Source organism: Streptomyces sp. NPDC026394, from assembly GCF_055567735.1.
The window spans coordinates 63,219-76,668 of sequence record NZ_JBVHPX010000014.1 but is presented as its reverse complement, the minus strand read 5'-3'; the positions used below and the strand labels follow the sequence as shown (position 1 = coordinate 76,668).

Sequence of the window (13,450 nt, the reverse complement as noted above, 5' to 3'; positions counted from 1 at the left end):
TGCCCCCGCTGGCCGTTGGTCGCTGTGCGGCGGGAGGGGCTGGGGTGTGGGGCGGGGGCTGGAGGGCCGGGACCGTGTGCGGGTGCGGGCCAAGCGGGTCTGGCCAAGTCGGCTGCGGTTCGGCCGCGCCCTGAAGGGGCGCGGGGAACTGCGCGACCAGCCGCCTTGGTGCCGCAGACGATCGACGGCATGTCGCCGCACCTCCAGCGGAGCGCCTAGCGTTCGTGACGGGTGTTGCGGGCCATCCAGGCGGCCACCAGTGCGCCCGAGATGTTGTGCCATACGGAGAAGACGGCCGCCGGGAGTGCTGCCGCCGGGCTGAAGTGGGCGGTGGCCAGGGAGGCGGCGAGGCCGGAGTTCTGCATGCCGACCTCGAAGGCCATCGCCCGGCCTGCCGGTTTGCCCAGCCGGGCCAGGCGGCCCGCCGCGTAACCGAGGGCCAGGCCCAGGCCGTTGTGCAGGACGACCGCGAGGACGACCAGGGCCGCCGCGTCCTTGATGCGGGCGGCGCTGCCGGAGACCACGACCAGCACGATGGCCGCGATCGTCACCGCGGACAGCCACGGCAGCGCGCGCAGAGCACGGTCGACCCAGCGGCCCGCGACGAGCCGGACCAGCAGGCCGCCGAGTACCGGCAGCAGCACCGTCTTGAGGATGTCGGTCACCATCACCCCGGCGTCCACGTCCAGGAACTGGCCGGCGAGGAGGAGCGTCAGCGGTGGGGTGATCAGGGGGGCGAGGACGGTGGAGACGGTGGCGACCGAGACGGAGAGGGCGACGTCGCCGCGGGCGAGGTAGGTCACGACGTTGGAGGCGGTGCCGCTGGGCGCGCAGCCGACGAGGATGACACCGGCCGCGAGCTGCGGGGGCAGGTGGAGGGCGGTGGCGATCAGCCAGCCCAGGCCGGGCATGATCACGTAATGGGCGACCAGGCCCAGGCCCACCGCCCAGGGCCGCTTGGCGACCGCCGCGAAGTCCGGCGGCGTGAGCGTCAGCCCCATCGAGAACATCACGACGCCGAGCAGCCACGGGACGGCGGGCGCCCAGCCGGTGAACGGTGCGGGCCACAGCAGTCCGACGGCGCCCGCCGCGATCACCAGGAGAGGGAAGACGGTGACGGCACGCCGCGCCGCCCGGTCGGAGGCGGGCAGGTCGCCGGTGGGGGCGGGGCGCTGGCTGAGCTGTTCGGTGGGCACGGCGGCACCTTAGCGCCGGGCTGCGTGTACGGGGCAACGGGTTTCGGATGGTGGACGGGGGCGGCTCGTCGTGGGGTCAGGGGGTTGCCGATTCCGCCTCGGCTGCCTTGAGCAGGGCCGCCAGCAGTCCGGGGAACCGTTCTTCCAGGTCGTCCCGGCGTAGTGAGATGTAGCGCTCCCGGCCGATCTGGCGGGTGTGGGTCCAGCCCGCCTGCCGCAGGACGCGGAAGTGGTACGAGCCGGTGGCCCGGGTCACCGGCAGTTCGATGGCGCCGCAGCCCGCCTCGCCGTCCGCCGCGAGCCGCCGCACGATGTGCTGCCGCAGCGGGTCGCCGAACGCCTGGAGGAGCGGGCCGAGGCGGATGGCGCCGGTGTCCGGCTGGTCGGCGTCGGCCGGGGGAGAGGCGGTGGGGGGCGTGCTGCGGGCGGTCTCCGTGGGAGCCATGTTCAAAGAGCCTTCTCAGTGGGTGATACGGTCCGGACCGTCGACGTTTCGACGATCCTCTAACTGTTGGTTCGCGGCAAACCGCCGCGCACTCCCTTCCGCCGCGCGCCGTCCCCGCCGCCGTCCGAGACGAGGTTCCGCCATGTCCGCCACCGCCGCACCGGACCCGCCCGAAACCCCGCTGCGCACCCTCTTCTGCATCGGTGTCACCCAGGAGTTCTTCAACGCCGGTGACGAGGAGCGGACCGCGGTGGCCGCCGCCATCCCGCCCGCCTTCGCCCGGCTCGCCGAGCGCTTCGGCGTCCGTGTCCTCGGCACCCTCGACGACGACCAGTTCATGGTCGGCGCGTCCGCCGCCTGGCCCTGGACCTCGTACATCCTCGCCGATGTGCCCGACCTGGACACCGTGTCCCGCATCTGCGGCATCGTGCGTGACACCGAGGTGGGCGACGGGGGCGTACGCCTGTGGCGCTATCTGCGGATCGAGGCGCGGGCCGGGCGTCCGCTGTTCTTCGGCACCGAGTGACCGCTCCGTCCGCCTTCGGGAAGGAGCACTCCGTGCTCGACACCGGCCTCGCCGGCCGTACCGTCCTGATCACCGGCAGCGCCCAGGGCCTCGGCGCCGCCCTCGTCCGCGCCTTCCACGCCGAGGGAGCGTATGTCGCGGCCCTGGACCGCGACGACGCGGCCAACCGGGCGCTGGCCGCGGACCTCGACCCGGGCGGGGAGCGCGTCCGTACCGTCCACGCCGATCTGCGCGACCTCCCCGCCACCGAGGAGGCATACCGTACGGTCCGCGCCTGGCGGCCCGTGGACGTCCTGGTCAACAACGCCGCCCGGCCCCTGGCCGCCTCCCTGTGGGAGATCACCCCGGAGGAGTGGGACGAGGTCTTCGCGGTCAACCTGCGCGCCGTCTTCTTCCTCACCCGGGCCGTCGCCGGGGACATGCGCGAGCGCGGGTACGGACGCATCGTCACCATGGCCTCGATCGCCGGGCAGACGCCCCGCCCCACCGGCGCCGCGTACGGGACGTCCAAGGCCGGGCTGATCGCGCTGAGCCGGGTCTTCGCCGCCGAACTGGCCGGTGACGGCATCACCGTGAACACCGTCGCGCCCGCGATGATCGACACGCCGATGGTCCGGTCCGTCTCGCCGGAGGCGCTGGCCGGGCTGACCGCGCAGGTGCCGCTCGGGCGGATCGCCACTCCGGAGGAGGTGGCCCGCGTCGCCGTCTTCCTGGCGTCGGAGGAAACGTTCGTCACCGGCGCCACGTACGACGTGAACGGGGGCGCGTTGATGCGCTGAGGCGGCGGGGGAGCCGCCGGGTCAGCCTGTCAGGGCCTTCTCCAGCGCCTCCGTGAAACGGTCGGTCGTCGCCCGGTCCCGTACCGCCAGCCGCAGCCACTCCGGGCCCAGCCCCGGAAACGTGTCGCCGCGCCGTACCGCGAAGCCGAGTGTCCGCAGCCGGGTGCGGGCAGCCGCCGCGTCCGGCATCCGGACCAGGACGAACGGGCCCTCGGCCGGAGTCATGACGTGCACCCGCTGGCCGTCGGGGCCGCGTACCTGCGCCAGCCGGGCCAGCAGTTGGTCCCGGTCCGCCGCGATCTGCCGGGCCGCGTCCGCCGCCTCCGCCAGCGCCGCCGGTTCGCAGCACGCCTCGGCCGCGGCGAGGGCCGGAGCCGAGACCGGCCACAGGGGCTGGGCCCGTTCCAGGTCCGCGATGGCTTCCGGGGCGGCCAGTACGTAGCCGATCCGCAGGCCCGCCAGCCCCCATGTCTTGGTCAGGCTGCGCAGTACGACCAGCCCCGGCACGTCCGTACGCGACGCCAGCGACGCGTGCTCGCCGGGCACCGCGTCCATGAACGCCTCGTCCACGACCAGGGTGCGGCCGGGCCGCGCCAGCCGGGCGATCTCCTCGGCGGGGTGCAGGACGGAGGTGGGGTTGGTCGGGTTGCCGACGATGACGAGGTCGGCCGCGTCGGGGACCGCGTCCGCGTCCAGCCGGAAGCCGTCCCGCTCGGAGAGCAGCAGCCGCTCGACCGGGTGCCCGGCGTCGCGCAGCGCCGACTCGGGCTCGGTGAACTGCGGGTGCACGACGAGCGGCCGCCGGGCCCGTACGGCGCGGGCGATCAGCACGAACGCCTCCGCCGCGCCCGCCGTCAGCAGCACCCGTTCCGGCGGGAGGCCGTGCCGCGCCGCCACCGCCCGGCGGGCCGGGCCGCCGTCCGGGTACGCGGCGAGCCCGTCCAGCGAGGCCGCGATGCGTGCCTTGAGCCAGGCCGGCGGCGTCCCGGCGCGCACGTTGACCGCGAGATCGGTCAGCCCGGCGTCCGCGCCGCGCACTTCGGCGTCCCCGTGGTGACGCAGGTCCGGTTCGTACGGGTACGGGCCGGGTATGCCGCCGGGGGCGGCGGGCGGCGGGGTGGTCACGACGTCTCCTTGGTGCAGAGGTGGTGAGGTGTGCGTCCGTGTGCCACGGCGCAGGTGGCCCGGGCCCCTGGCCCCGACGTGCGTTTGCCGACGAGGAGCCGGGCCGGGCGGGCGTGGGGAGGCGTTGCGGGGTCCGTGCCGGAACCACTCATGGCGAGGGCGTCCGCGCCGGCCAGCGCGGCGGCCTCCGCGACGCTGGGCGTGCCGGTGGCGGCCAGTGCCGCCGGGGACGGATGCGGTACGGGCACGGCGGCCAGCACCTCGGCCGGGTACGCCAGCAGCGGCACGCCGAGCCGGCCGGCCGCCTCGGCCAGCCCCGGCTCCGCCGCCTTGGTGTCCACGGTCGCGAGCGCGGTGATCGCTTCGGGTGTCGTACCCGCGGCCGCGAGAGTGTCCTTGACGAGTGCCAGCACCTCGGTGGCCTGGACGCCCCGGCGGGCGCCGACGCCGACGACGACGATCGGTTCCGGGCTCATCGCGTCGGTCCCGCGCCTCGGACAGCCGGGTTCCGTACGCCCAGGGTCCGGGCGCCCGCGCTCCGGACATGCGGGATGCCCGGCCGGTCAGTAAGCAGGAGTGAGGGGTGCCGGAACCCCGGGGAAGGGGTGACACCGTGCCGGTGGTCATCGCGCTGGGCGCGTTCCTGATGACCCTGGTCGGCGGCTGGGTCGCCCACCGGGTCACCGACCGCCGCCACCTGGTCCTGGGGCTGGCGGGCGGCCTGATGCTGGGCGTGGTCGGCCTCGACCTGCTGCCCGAGGCGCTGGAGGCGGCGGGAGAGGAGATCCACGGCGTGCCGGCCGCGCTGCTCTGTTTCGTCCTGGGGTTCCTCGCCGCGCACGCGGTGGAACGGCTGCTGGCGGTCCGCAAGGCGGCGCACGGCATGGACCCGGAGGAACGGGTGCCGCAGGTCGGCCTGACGGCCGCGGCCGCCATGGTGGTGCACAGCTTCATGGACGGCTTCGCGATCGGCCTGGCGTATCAGGTGGGGCGGGAGATGGCGGTGGCCGTGGCGATCGCCGTCATCGCCCACGACTTCGCGGACGGCTTCAACACGTACACGATCACCAGCCTGTACGGGAACGCCCGCAACCGGGCGCTGACCATGCTCGGCGCGGACGCGCTGGCCCCGCTGGCCGGTGCCGCCTCGACGCTGCTGTTCACCCTTCCGGAGCAATGGCTCGGGATTTACCTGGGCTTCTTCGGCGGCGTCCTGCTCTACCTGGCGACCTCCGACATCCTCCCCGAGGCGCACCACGACCATCCCGCGCTGTCCACCCTGCTGTGCACGGTGGCGGGTGTGGGGTTCATCTGGCTGGTGGTCGGCCTCGCGGGCTGAACCGGTGCGCCGGGAGTGCACGCCACCGGGAGGAAAGGTCACGGCGCGCCGGCTCCCAGGCCGACCGAGACCGGCCCGTTGCGGCCCTCCAGTACGGCCGACAGGCCCGGTTCGTCGCCCGCCTCGACGGTGAGCGTGGCGCCCAGAGCGGCCAGCTCGGCGCGGATCGTCGACGGGTCGGGGTGCGTACCGGAGAACGCGCGCAGCGGTACGACCGGCAGTCCCGGCGCGGCGGCCGGGTGTGGCGTGGCACCCCAGTCCAGCAGGAACGGGACCAGGCCGCCGCCGGTACGCGGCGGCGTCAGCGTCCAGGAGAGCGTGCTGCCGTCCGGTGTGCGGCGGGACATCGTCACCGGCTCACCCGGGTCGTAACCCAGCGCACGGGCCTGTGCCACCTGCCCGGCGATCCCGCGCACCCGGACCGCCCAGTGGGCCAGCCGGGGGCCGCGCAGCGCGTCGATGCCGAACCAGCGCGGCGCCTCGGGCGCGGGCTGCGCGGGGTCCGGGCCGATGATTTCCAGGTAGGCGCCGTCGCCCAGGCCCAGCAGGGCGTTGCGGGTGCCCCGGCCAGGGTGGCCGCCGCCCGGCACCGGCCGGACGCCGGTCAGCGCGGCGACCTCGGCGGCGGTGTCCTCCAGGTCGGGTGTGGCGAGGACCAGGTGGTCCAGTACGGCGTCAGCCACAACGGGCCTCCAGCGGCGGGCGGTCGGCGGCACGGGCGGCCAGGCGGCGGGCCAGCGACGGCTCGGCCGCCCAGTGGACGTGCAGGTACGAGGCGTGCACCCCGCCCTGGACGTGGCCCTCCACCCGGCGTGCGGGGTGGGTCATGCCCCAGGCGGGGGACGCGCCCGCGCCCGGTTCCAGCACCGTACGGTGGAACTCGTGGCCGCGCACCCGCGTACCGGCCACGGCCAGGGCGTTGTCGGCCAGCGCCACCGCCTCCCGGTAGCCCAGGGTGAGCCGCTCCGACATCCGCGCGTCGGCGGGCAGCACTCCGCACATCGGCTCGCCGTCGAGGGTCCGTGCCAGGTACAGCAGCCCCGCGCACTCGGCGACGACCGGCGCGCCGGAGGCCGCCAGGTCCACCACGGCCCGGCGCAGCGGCGCGTTGGCCGACAGTTCGGCCGCGTACATCTCGGGGAAGCCGCCGCCGATCACCAGGGCCTGCGTCCCGGCGGGCAGCCGCTCGTCGCGCAGCGGGTCGAAGACGGCCACCTCGGCTCCGGCGGCCGTCAGCAGTTCGGTGTGCTCGGCGTACGAGAACGTGAACGCGGCGCCGCCCGCGACGGCCACCACGGGCTTGCCGGGGACCGCGGCCGCACCCTGCGTGCCCGTCACGCTCCGTGCGACGGCGAGCGCCGGGTCCCAGGCCGTGCCGGGCAGTTCCGGCGCGCTGTGCGCCAGCGCCAGCAGGGCCTTGAGATCGCAGCCCTCCCGTACCTGGGCGGCCTGCGCCCGTACGGACTCCAGCGCGTCGGCCTGCCGTTCGGCGACCGGGATCAGGCCCAGGTGCCGGGACGGCGTCTGCACCTGCGGCGCCCGGCGCAGCGCGCCCAGTACCGGCACGCCCGCCTCGTCCAGCGCCGCGCGCAGCAGCTCCTCGTGCCGGTCCGAGCCGACCTTGTTCAGGATCACCCCGGCCAGCCGTACCTCCGGGTCCCAGGACGCGAAGCCGTGCACCAGCGCGGCCACCGACCGGGACTGCGCCGAGGCGTCCACGACCAGCACCACCGGCGCCCGCAGCAGCTTGGCGACCTGTGCGGTGGAGGCCAGTTCGCCGAACCCGGAGGCGCCGTCGTAGAGCCCCATCACGCCTTCGACCACCGCCAGGTCGGCACCGGCCGACCCGTGCAGGAACAGCGGCGCCAACTGGCCGGGACCGCACAGGTACGCGTCCAGGTTGCGGCCCGGCCGGCCCGTGGCCAGCGCGTGGTAGCCCGGGTCGATGTAGTCCGGGCCCACCTTGTGCGCGGAGACCGTGAGCCCGGCCTCGGTGAAGGCCGCCATCAGGCCGGTGGCGACGGTCGTCTTGCCGCTGCCCGAGGCGGGCGCGGCGATGACGAGCCGGGGGATCGTACTCACGGTCTGGCTGCTCCTGGTCCTGCCGCTCCGGTCGCTGTGGTGTCCGGCCGTGCCGTCACCACTCGATGCCCCGCTGGCCCTTCTGGCCCGCGTCCATCGGGTGCTTGACCTTGGTCATCTCGGTCACCAGGTCCGCGAAGTCGCACAGCTCCTGCGGCGCGTTGCGGCCGGTGATCACGACGTGCTGGTGGCCCGGCCGGTCGCGCAGGACGGAGACGACCTCGGCGGGGTCCACCCATCCCCAGTGCATCGGGTAGGCGAACTCGTCGAGCACGTACAGCTTGTACGTCTCGGCGGCCAGGTCCCGCTTGACCTGCTCCCAGCCCTCGCGGGCCGCCTCCTCATTGCTGAACTGGGAGTCGCGCTGGACCCACGACCAGCCCTCGCCCATCTTGTGCCAGGCGACCGTGCCGCCCTCGCCGGTCTCGCCGAGCACCCGCAGCGCGCGCTCCTCGCCCACCTTCCACTTCGCCGACTTCACGAACTGGAACACCCCGACCGGCCAGCCCTGGTTCCAGGCCCGCAGCGCCAGCCCGAAGGCGGCGGTGGACTTGCCCTTGCCGGGGCCGGTGTGGACGAGGACCAGCGGGCGGTTGCGGCGCTGGCGTGTGGTGAGTCCGTCGTCCGGGACGACGGACGGCTGTCCCTGAGGCATTAAGCGGCCCTCCGAGTGGTGTGGTGGTTGCCCTGTCCGCGCACGTCGCGGACGAGCGCGGAGACGCTGTCCGCGCGCAGTTCGTCGAGGGTGACGGCGGTGCCCTGGAGGTCGCGGGCCAGCTCGCCCGCCAGACCCAGCCGTACCGGCCCGGCCTCGCAGTCCACGACCACCGAGGCGACGCCCTCGGCGCCCAGCAGCCGTGCGGCGCGCGAGGTGCGCACCAGCGGCTCGGGGCCGCCGGTGGACCGCCCGTCGGTGACGACCACCAGCAGTGGCCGCCGCGAGGCGTCCCGCAGCCGTTCCACCCGCAGCACCTCGTGCGCCTTGAGCAGGCCCGCGGACAGCGGTGTCCGGCCGCCGGTGGGCAGCGACTCCAGCCGGGCCGCGCCCGCCTCCACCGACGAGGTGGGCGGCAGCGCCAGTTCGGCCTCCGCGCCGCGGAAAGTGATCATGCCGATCTTGTCGCGCCGCTGGTAGGCGTCGAGCAGCAGCGAGAGCACCGCGCCCTTGACCGCGCTCATCCGCTTGCGCGCCGCCATCGAGCCGGACGCGTCCACGACGAAGAGCACGAGGTTGCCCTCCCGGCCCTCGCGCACCGCCTCGCGCAGATCGTCCCGGCGCACCACCAGACCCGGGCCGCGGCGGCCGCGCGCCACCTGGTGCGGCGCGGCGGCCTGCACGGTCGCGGCCAGGTGCAGCTTGGTCAGGGTGCCCTGCGGGCGCCGGGCGCCGGTGGTCCGGCCGTGCGCCGTACGGGCGCGGGAACGCCGGCCGTCCGCGCCCTCGCCGAGCCCCGGCACGTCCAGCCGCCGCGTACGGAACGGCTCGCCCGCGCCGACGGCGGCCTTCTCGCCGCCCCCGCCAGGAGCGTTCTCCCCGTCGCTCTCGGACTGGGCCTTCGGGTCGGCGGGGGCCGGGTCCGCCTCCGGGGCCTGCGGCTGCTCGGGCAGGTGCGGCTGGTCGTCCGCCTGCGGCTGGTCGTGCGGTGCCTGGGCGTCCTCGCCCTGCGGACCGTCCGTGCCGCCGTCGCCGTCCTGCGGCGGCTGTCCGCCGCCGGGCCCGTCGGGGCCGCCGTCGGGGCCGCCGTCCGGGTCGGGTTCCGGGTCGTCGTCCTCGTCGGCGGCGAACTCCTCCAGCGTCCGGTCGAGCTTGTCCTCGTCCAGGCCGGGGGCGTCGAACGGGTTGCGGCGGCGCCGGTGGGGGAGCGCCAGCAGGGCGGCCTGCCGTACGTCCTCCTCGCGGACCTCCGTACGGCCCGCCCAGGCGGCCAGCGCGCAGGCGGTACGCGCCATCACGATGTCGGCGCGCATGCCGTCCACCTCGAACGCGGCGCACACCGCGGCGATCTGCCGCAGCACCGCGTCCCCGAGGGCCACGTCCGGCAGCAGCGCCCGCGCGGCGGCGATCCGCTCCCGCAGCTCGCCCTCCTCGACGGCCCAGCGGCCCGCGAAACCCTCCGGGTCCGCGTCGTAGGCCAGCCGCCGCCGGACCACCTCCACCCGCTGGTCCGGCTCGCGGGACGCGGCGACCTCCACGGTCAGCCCGAAGCGGTCCAGCAACTGCGGCCGCAGTTCGCCCTCTTCGGGGTTCATGGTGCCGACGAGCAGGAATCGCGCGGCGTGCCGTACGGAGACACCCTCGCGCTCCACGTACGAGGCGCCCATGGCGGCGGCGTCCAGCAGCAGGTCCACGAGGTGGTCGTGGAGCAGGTTGACCTCGTCGACGTACAGGATGCCGCGGTGCGCGTCCGCCAGCAGGCCCGGCTCGAACGCCTTCACGCCCTCCGACAGCGCCCGTTCGATGTCCAGCGCGCCGACCAGCCGGTCCTCGGAGGCGCCGACGGGGAGTTCGACCATGCGGGCCGGGCGGTCCTCCGCGCCGGCCGCCTCGTGCGGGCCGTCCGGGCAGGCCGGGTCCGGCGCGGCCGGGTCACAGGAGAAGCGGCAGCCGGTGACGACGGGGACGTCCGGCATCAGCGCCGTCAGGCCCCGCACGATCGTCGACTTCGCGGTGCCCTTCTCGCCGCGGACGAGCACCCCGCCGATGGCCGGCGAGATGGCGTTGAGCAGCAGGCTCAGCCGCATGTCGGACATGCCGACGACCGCGGTGAACGGGTAAGGGACCGATGCCATTAAGGAGTACCCCCTTCGAGGGACGTGCGGTGTGCGGGCGCGGCAGAGGCCGCGCCGGGTGCGGCCGGGGTGCGGGGTGGCGGCGGTATCGGCGGCGCCCCCGGTGGTACGAACGGCAGTCCCGCCGGTACGCCGTCCTCGATGAGCCGCAGCAGCGCCTCCGTGTCCGCGTGCTCCTCGATGAGGTCGCCGAGCCGGTCGAGCTGCTCCTCGCGCAGCGCGGCGAAGCTGGTGTCCGGCGCCGGGACGAACGCGCGGCCGGCGTCGGCGGCCACCCGCCGCAGGAACGCCCGCCGGAAGCCGTCGCTCTCCAGCGAGCCGTGCCAGTGGGTGCCCCAGACCGCGCCGGACCGGCAGCCGTCCAGGAAGGGCTGCCCGCCGAAGACCTCGGCCACGCCGTGGTGGATCTCGTACCCCTCGACCGGCTCGCCCAGCGCCTCGCCGGACGGCCGGGCCAGGGTCTTGTCCGCCGCGAACCGTACGCGTACGGGCAGCAGGCCCAGCCCGTCCACCGTGCCGGCCTTCGACTCGACCTCGTCCTCGATCCGTTCGCCCAGCATCTGGAAGCCGCCGCAGATGCCGAGCACCGGGCGGCCTTCCGCGGCCCGCCGCCGCACCGCGTCCGCGATGCCGCGCTCGCGCAGCCACTGGAGCGCTCGGACGGTGCCGCGGGTGCCGGGCAGCACCACCAGATCGGCGTCGGCCAGCTCTTCGGGACGGTCCACGAACCGCACCACGACGCCCGGTTCGGCGGCGAGCGCGTCCACGTCCGTGAAGTTCGACATCAGCGGTACGGCGGCCACCGCGACCCGCAGCACGTCGGCGCCGTGCGGCGGCGCGACGACGCTCTCGCGTACCGCGCCGCGCAGCGACACGCGCAGGCCGTCCTCCTCGTCGATGCCGAGTCCGTGCGCGAACGGCAGCACCCCGAGGGCGGGCCGCCCGGTCAGCTCCTTCAGCATGTCCAGGCCCGGCTCCAGCAGCGTCACATCGCCCCGGAACTTGTTGACGAGATAGCCCGCGACCAGCGCCTGGTCCTCCGGGGACAGCAGCGCCGTGGTGCCGAAGAAGGAGGCGAACACCCCGCCCCGGTCGATGTCGCCGACCACCACGGCCGGGATACGGGCGGCGCGCGCGATCCCCATGTTCACGATGTCGGAACGCCGCAGGTTGATCTCGGCCGGGCTGCCCGCGCCCTCGCAGATCACCGCGTCGTGCGTACGCCGCAGCTCCTGGAGGCAGTCCGTGACCGTACCGAGCAACTGCTCCTGACGGCCCGCGTGGTAGCCGCGCGCGCTCAGCTCGCCCACCGGCTTGCCCATCAGCACGACCTGGCTGCTGCGGTCACTGCCCGGCTTCAGCAGCACCGGATTCATCAGGGCGCTCGGCTCGACGCGCGCCGCGGCGGCCTGCATGGCCTGCGCCCGCCCGATCTCCGCGCCCTCGCGCGTCACGAACGAGTTCAGCGACATGTTCTGCGCCTTGAAGGGCGCCACCTTGATTCCCTTGCGGGCCAGCCAGCGGCAGATGCCCGCCGTCACCACACTCTTGCCCGCGTCGGACGTGGTGCCCGCCACCAGCAGCCCGCCGCCGAGCGGTGCTTGACCCGGTCCGTTCACGTGGCACTCCTCGCCGTCCGCACTCCGCTGCTCACTTGGCCCTCCCGGCTGTACGGGATCGTCGTACCGCTCCGGCTGTACGGGTTCGCCGTACCGCCCCCGCCGCCAGCCGGCCCGCGACCGTGGCCGCCAGGGCCAGCGCGCTCACCCGGCGCGACAGGGCCACGGCCCGCTCGATGTCCGGCACCGCGACCGGCCGGCCCGCGTCGCCGTTGAGCACCGGCCGGTGCTCGACCCGGCCGCCGTACGCCAGGGTGCCGCCCAGCCGCACCCCCAGCGCCCCGGCGAACGCCGCCTCCACCGGGCCCGCGTTGGGGCTCGGGTGGGACGGTCCGTCCTGGCGCCAGGCGCGCCACGCGCCCCGCCGGTCCGGGCCCGCCAGCACCGCCAGCGCGGCGGTCAGCCGGGAGCCGGGGTAACCGGCCACGTCGTCGAGCCGGGCCGAGGCCCACCCGAAGCGGCGGTGGCGTGGCGACTTGTGCCCCACCATCGCGTCCAGCGTGTTCACGGCCCGGAAGGCCAGCAGTCCCGGCACACCGGCGGCCGCGCCCCAGACCAGGGCGCCGACCACCGCGTCCGAGGTGTTCTCGGCGACGGATTCGACCACCGCGCGCGCCATCTGCTGCCCGTCCAGGGCCTGCGGGTCGCGCCCGCACAGGTGCGGCAGCCGCTCGCGCGCCACGTCCAGGTCGCCCGCCGCGAGCGCACCGCCGACGGCCCGCGCCTCGCGGCCCAGCGAGGTGCCGCCCAGGACGGCCCAGGTGGCGGCGGCGGTCAGCGCGACGGATGCGGGGAAGGCGGCGGGGGAGCGGCGTACGGCGCGGTCGAGCAGCGCGGCACCGGCGGCGGTGCCGCCCGCGAGCAGCGCGGTGTGCAGGGCGCCGGTCCCGCGGTGGTCGCGCCACAGACGGCGTTCCACTGCGGCCGCGGCCCGCCCGAAGGCGGCCACGGGATGACCGCGCCGGGGGTCGCCCACGACCAGGTCGCCGAGGAAACCCAGGGCCGCGCCGCACGCGTAGCCGGCGTGTTCGGCACGCATCGGATCAGACCGCCGTCGCGCCTCGGAGGGATGGCGTGGGGGTACGTCCAGCAGATTGCGCACTGCGGCCGGGCATGGCGGTAGGTCCTCACTCAGGGTCCGCGCCCTGGCTCGACGGGTACGGCGACGAGAGTCTCCTGGCTCCCCGGATCGGCGCTTCCCCCGGCCTTCCAGTCCGTACGGGAACCTGCGTCGCGGGACGCGGACCGTGGCCCTTGGTGGAGGGGCGCTCCCCGGTGACAGTGGCGGGACCGCGCCGGATTCTCACCGGACTTCCTCATCTGTCGCCGATTGGCTCCGGCAGTCCACCACGCTCCGCCAAGCCCGTCAACTCACGCTTGACCTGCGGTGCGGGGCGGCGGCAGTGCCTGTGTCCCAGGACACAGGCGTGCGGGGGGGGCGGGGGGGGGGGCGCGGCCCCCCCCCGCCCCCCGGGGCGGGGGGGGGGGGCGGGGGGCCCGCGCCGGGGGGGGGGGGGCGGCCCCCCCCCCCCCCCCCCCCCCCCCCCAG

13 protein-coding genes and 1 riboswitch are annotated in these 13,450 nt (G+C 75.4%); of the genes, 3 read left to right on the top strand and 10 right to left on the bottom strand.

Annotated features, from left to right (window positions below):
• Nucleotides 1-215 precede the first annotated feature (215 nt).
• The gene (locus ACZ4QV_RS28265) at nucleotides 216-1,196 is read right to left on the bottom strand and encodes a bile acid:sodium symporter family protein (protein ID WP_361142349.1); all 981 of its coding nucleotides are present in this window, start codon (nucleotides 1,194-1,196) and stop codon (nucleotides 216-218) included.
• 76 nt (nucleotides 1,197-1,272) lie between these two features.
• Nucleotides 1,273-1,641 carry an ArsR/SmtB family transcription factor gene (locus tag ACZ4QV_RS28260; protein WP_361142346.1) on the bottom strand — a complete coding sequence of 123 codons (369 nt, stop codon included), beginning with the start codon at nucleotides 1,639-1,641 and terminating at the stop codon, nucleotides 1,273-1,275.
• Between the two features lie 142 nt (nucleotides 1,642-1,783).
• Between ACZ4QV_RS28260 and ACZ4QV_RS28255 the strand changes: the two genes are divergently transcribed.
• Together ACZ4QV_RS28255 and ACZ4QV_RS28250 are read left to right on the top strand one after the other, a co-directional pair.
• Entirely contained in the window at nucleotides 1,784-2,167 is a 384-nt protein-coding gene (locus ACZ4QV_RS28255; protein WP_361142343.1) for a hypothetical protein, read from the top strand.
• Between the two features lie 32 nt (nucleotides 2,168-2,199).
• Nucleotides 2,200-2,946 carry an SDR family NAD(P)-dependent oxidoreductase gene (locus ACZ4QV_RS28250; RefSeq protein ID WP_361588367.1) on the top strand — a complete coding sequence of 249 codons (747 nt, stop codon included), beginning with the start codon at nucleotides 2,200-2,202 and terminating at the stop codon, nucleotides 2,944-2,946.
• A 21-nt stretch (nucleotides 2,947-2,967) separates the two neighbouring features.
• On the opposite strand, the gene cobC is transcribed toward ACZ4QV_RS28250, so the two are convergent.
• Complete coding sequence (cobC, locus tag ACZ4QV_RS28245) at nucleotides 2,968-4,071, bottom strand: Rv2231c family pyridoxal phosphate-dependent protein CobC (RefSeq protein ID WP_361637130.1); 1,104 nt, start codon at nucleotides 4,069-4,071, stop codon at nucleotides 2,968-2,970.
• The gene (locus ACZ4QV_RS28240; protein ID WP_361637127.1) at nucleotides 4,068-4,547 is read right to left on the bottom strand and encodes a cobalamin biosynthesis protein; all 480 of its coding nucleotides are present in this window, start codon (nucleotides 4,545-4,547) and stop codon (nucleotides 4,068-4,070) included. The genes cobC and ACZ4QV_RS28240 overlap by 4 nt, the downstream gene beginning before the upstream one ends.
• A gap of 137 nt (nucleotides 4,548-4,684) precedes the next feature.
• Here ACZ4QV_RS28240 and ACZ4QV_RS28235 point away from each other — a divergent pair, with 137 nt between their 5' ends.
• Nucleotides 4,685-5,410, top strand: coding sequence for a ZIP family metal transporter (locus ACZ4QV_RS28235; protein ID WP_361142332.1), 726 nt, complete (start codon nucleotides 4,685-4,687; stop codon nucleotides 5,408-5,410).
• Nucleotides 5,411-5,448: 38 nt separating this feature from the next.
• On the opposite strand, the gene ACZ4QV_RS28230 is transcribed toward ACZ4QV_RS28235, so the two are convergent.
• Genes ACZ4QV_RS28230 through ACZ4QV_RS28205 form a run of 6 tightly spaced genes read right to left on the bottom strand, consistent with a single transcriptional unit; the run spans nucleotide 5,449 to nucleotide 12,940 of the window.
• The gene (locus ACZ4QV_RS28230; RefSeq protein WP_361588361.1) at nucleotides 5,449-6,093 is read right to left on the bottom strand and encodes a VOC family protein; all 645 of its coding nucleotides are present in this window, start codon (nucleotides 6,091-6,093) and stop codon (nucleotides 5,449-5,451) included.
• A complete protein-coding gene (locus ACZ4QV_RS28225; protein ID WP_361617199.1) occupies nucleotides 6,086-7,492 on the bottom strand; it encodes a cobyrinate a,c-diamide synthase in 1,407 nt (468 codons plus the stop codon). The genes ACZ4QV_RS28230 and ACZ4QV_RS28225 overlap by 8 nt, the downstream gene beginning before the upstream one ends.
• Before the next feature lie 55 nt (nucleotides 7,493-7,547).
• Nucleotides 7,548-8,147 carry a cob(I)yrinic acid a,c-diamide adenosyltransferase gene (cobO, locus tag ACZ4QV_RS28220; protein ID WP_361142324.1) on the bottom strand — a complete coding sequence of 200 codons (600 nt, stop codon included), beginning with the start codon at nucleotides 8,145-8,147 and terminating at the stop codon, nucleotides 7,548-7,550.
• Nucleotides 8,147-10,282 (bottom strand): putative cobaltochelatase, encoded by a 2,136-nt coding sequence (locus ACZ4QV_RS28215; RefSeq protein ID WP_467763562.1) that lies wholly within the window; start codon nucleotides 10,280-10,282, stop codon nucleotides 8,147-8,149. Before ACZ4QV_RS28215 ends, cobO begins: the two co-directional genes overlap by 1 nt.
• Nucleotides 10,282-11,901 carry a cobyric acid synthase gene (locus tag ACZ4QV_RS28210; protein ID WP_361142318.1) on the bottom strand — a complete coding sequence of 540 codons (1,620 nt, stop codon included), beginning with the start codon at nucleotides 11,899-11,901 and terminating at the stop codon, nucleotides 10,282-10,284. Before ACZ4QV_RS28210 ends, ACZ4QV_RS28215 begins: the two co-directional genes overlap by 1 nt.
• A 31-nt stretch (nucleotides 11,902-11,932) precedes the next feature.
• On the bottom strand, nucleotides 11,933-12,940 hold the full coding sequence (locus ACZ4QV_RS28205) for a cobalamin biosynthesis protein (RefSeq protein WP_361617204.1): 1,008 nt from the start codon (nucleotides 12,938-12,940) through the stop codon (nucleotides 11,933-11,935).
• Nucleotides 12,941-13,071: 131 nt separating this feature from the next.
• Nucleotides 13,072-13,218, bottom strand: a riboswitch (cobalamin riboswitch).
• Nucleotides 13,219-13,450: the final 232 nt, after the last annotated feature.

Bases quoted from the DNA above. Each gene is read 5' to 3' on its own strand.
- ACZ4QV_RS28205 (WP_361617204.1), bottom strand. From the start codon at position 12,940: ATGCGTGCCGAACACGCCGGCTACGCGTGCGGCGCGGCCCTGGGTTTC.
- ACZ4QV_RS28255 (WP_361142343.1), top strand. From the start codon at position 1,784: ATGTCCGCCACCGCCGCACCGGACCCGCCCGAAACCCCGCTGCGCACC.
- ACZ4QV_RS28260 (WP_361142346.1), bottom strand. From the start codon at position 1,641: ATGGCTCCCACGGAGACCGCCCGCAGCACGCCCCCCACCGCCTCTCCC.
- ACZ4QV_RS28240 (WP_361637127.1), bottom strand. From the start codon at position 4,547: ATGAGCCCGGAACCGATCGTCGTCGTCGGCGTCGGCGCCCGCCGGGGC.
- cobO (WP_361142324.1), bottom strand. From the start codon at position 8,147: ATGCCTCAGGGACAGCCGTCCGTCGTCCCGGACGACGGACTCACCACA.
- ACZ4QV_RS28215 (WP_467763562.1), bottom strand. From the start codon at position 10,282: ATGGCATCGGTCCCTTACCCGTTCACCGCGGTCGTCGGCATGTCCGAC.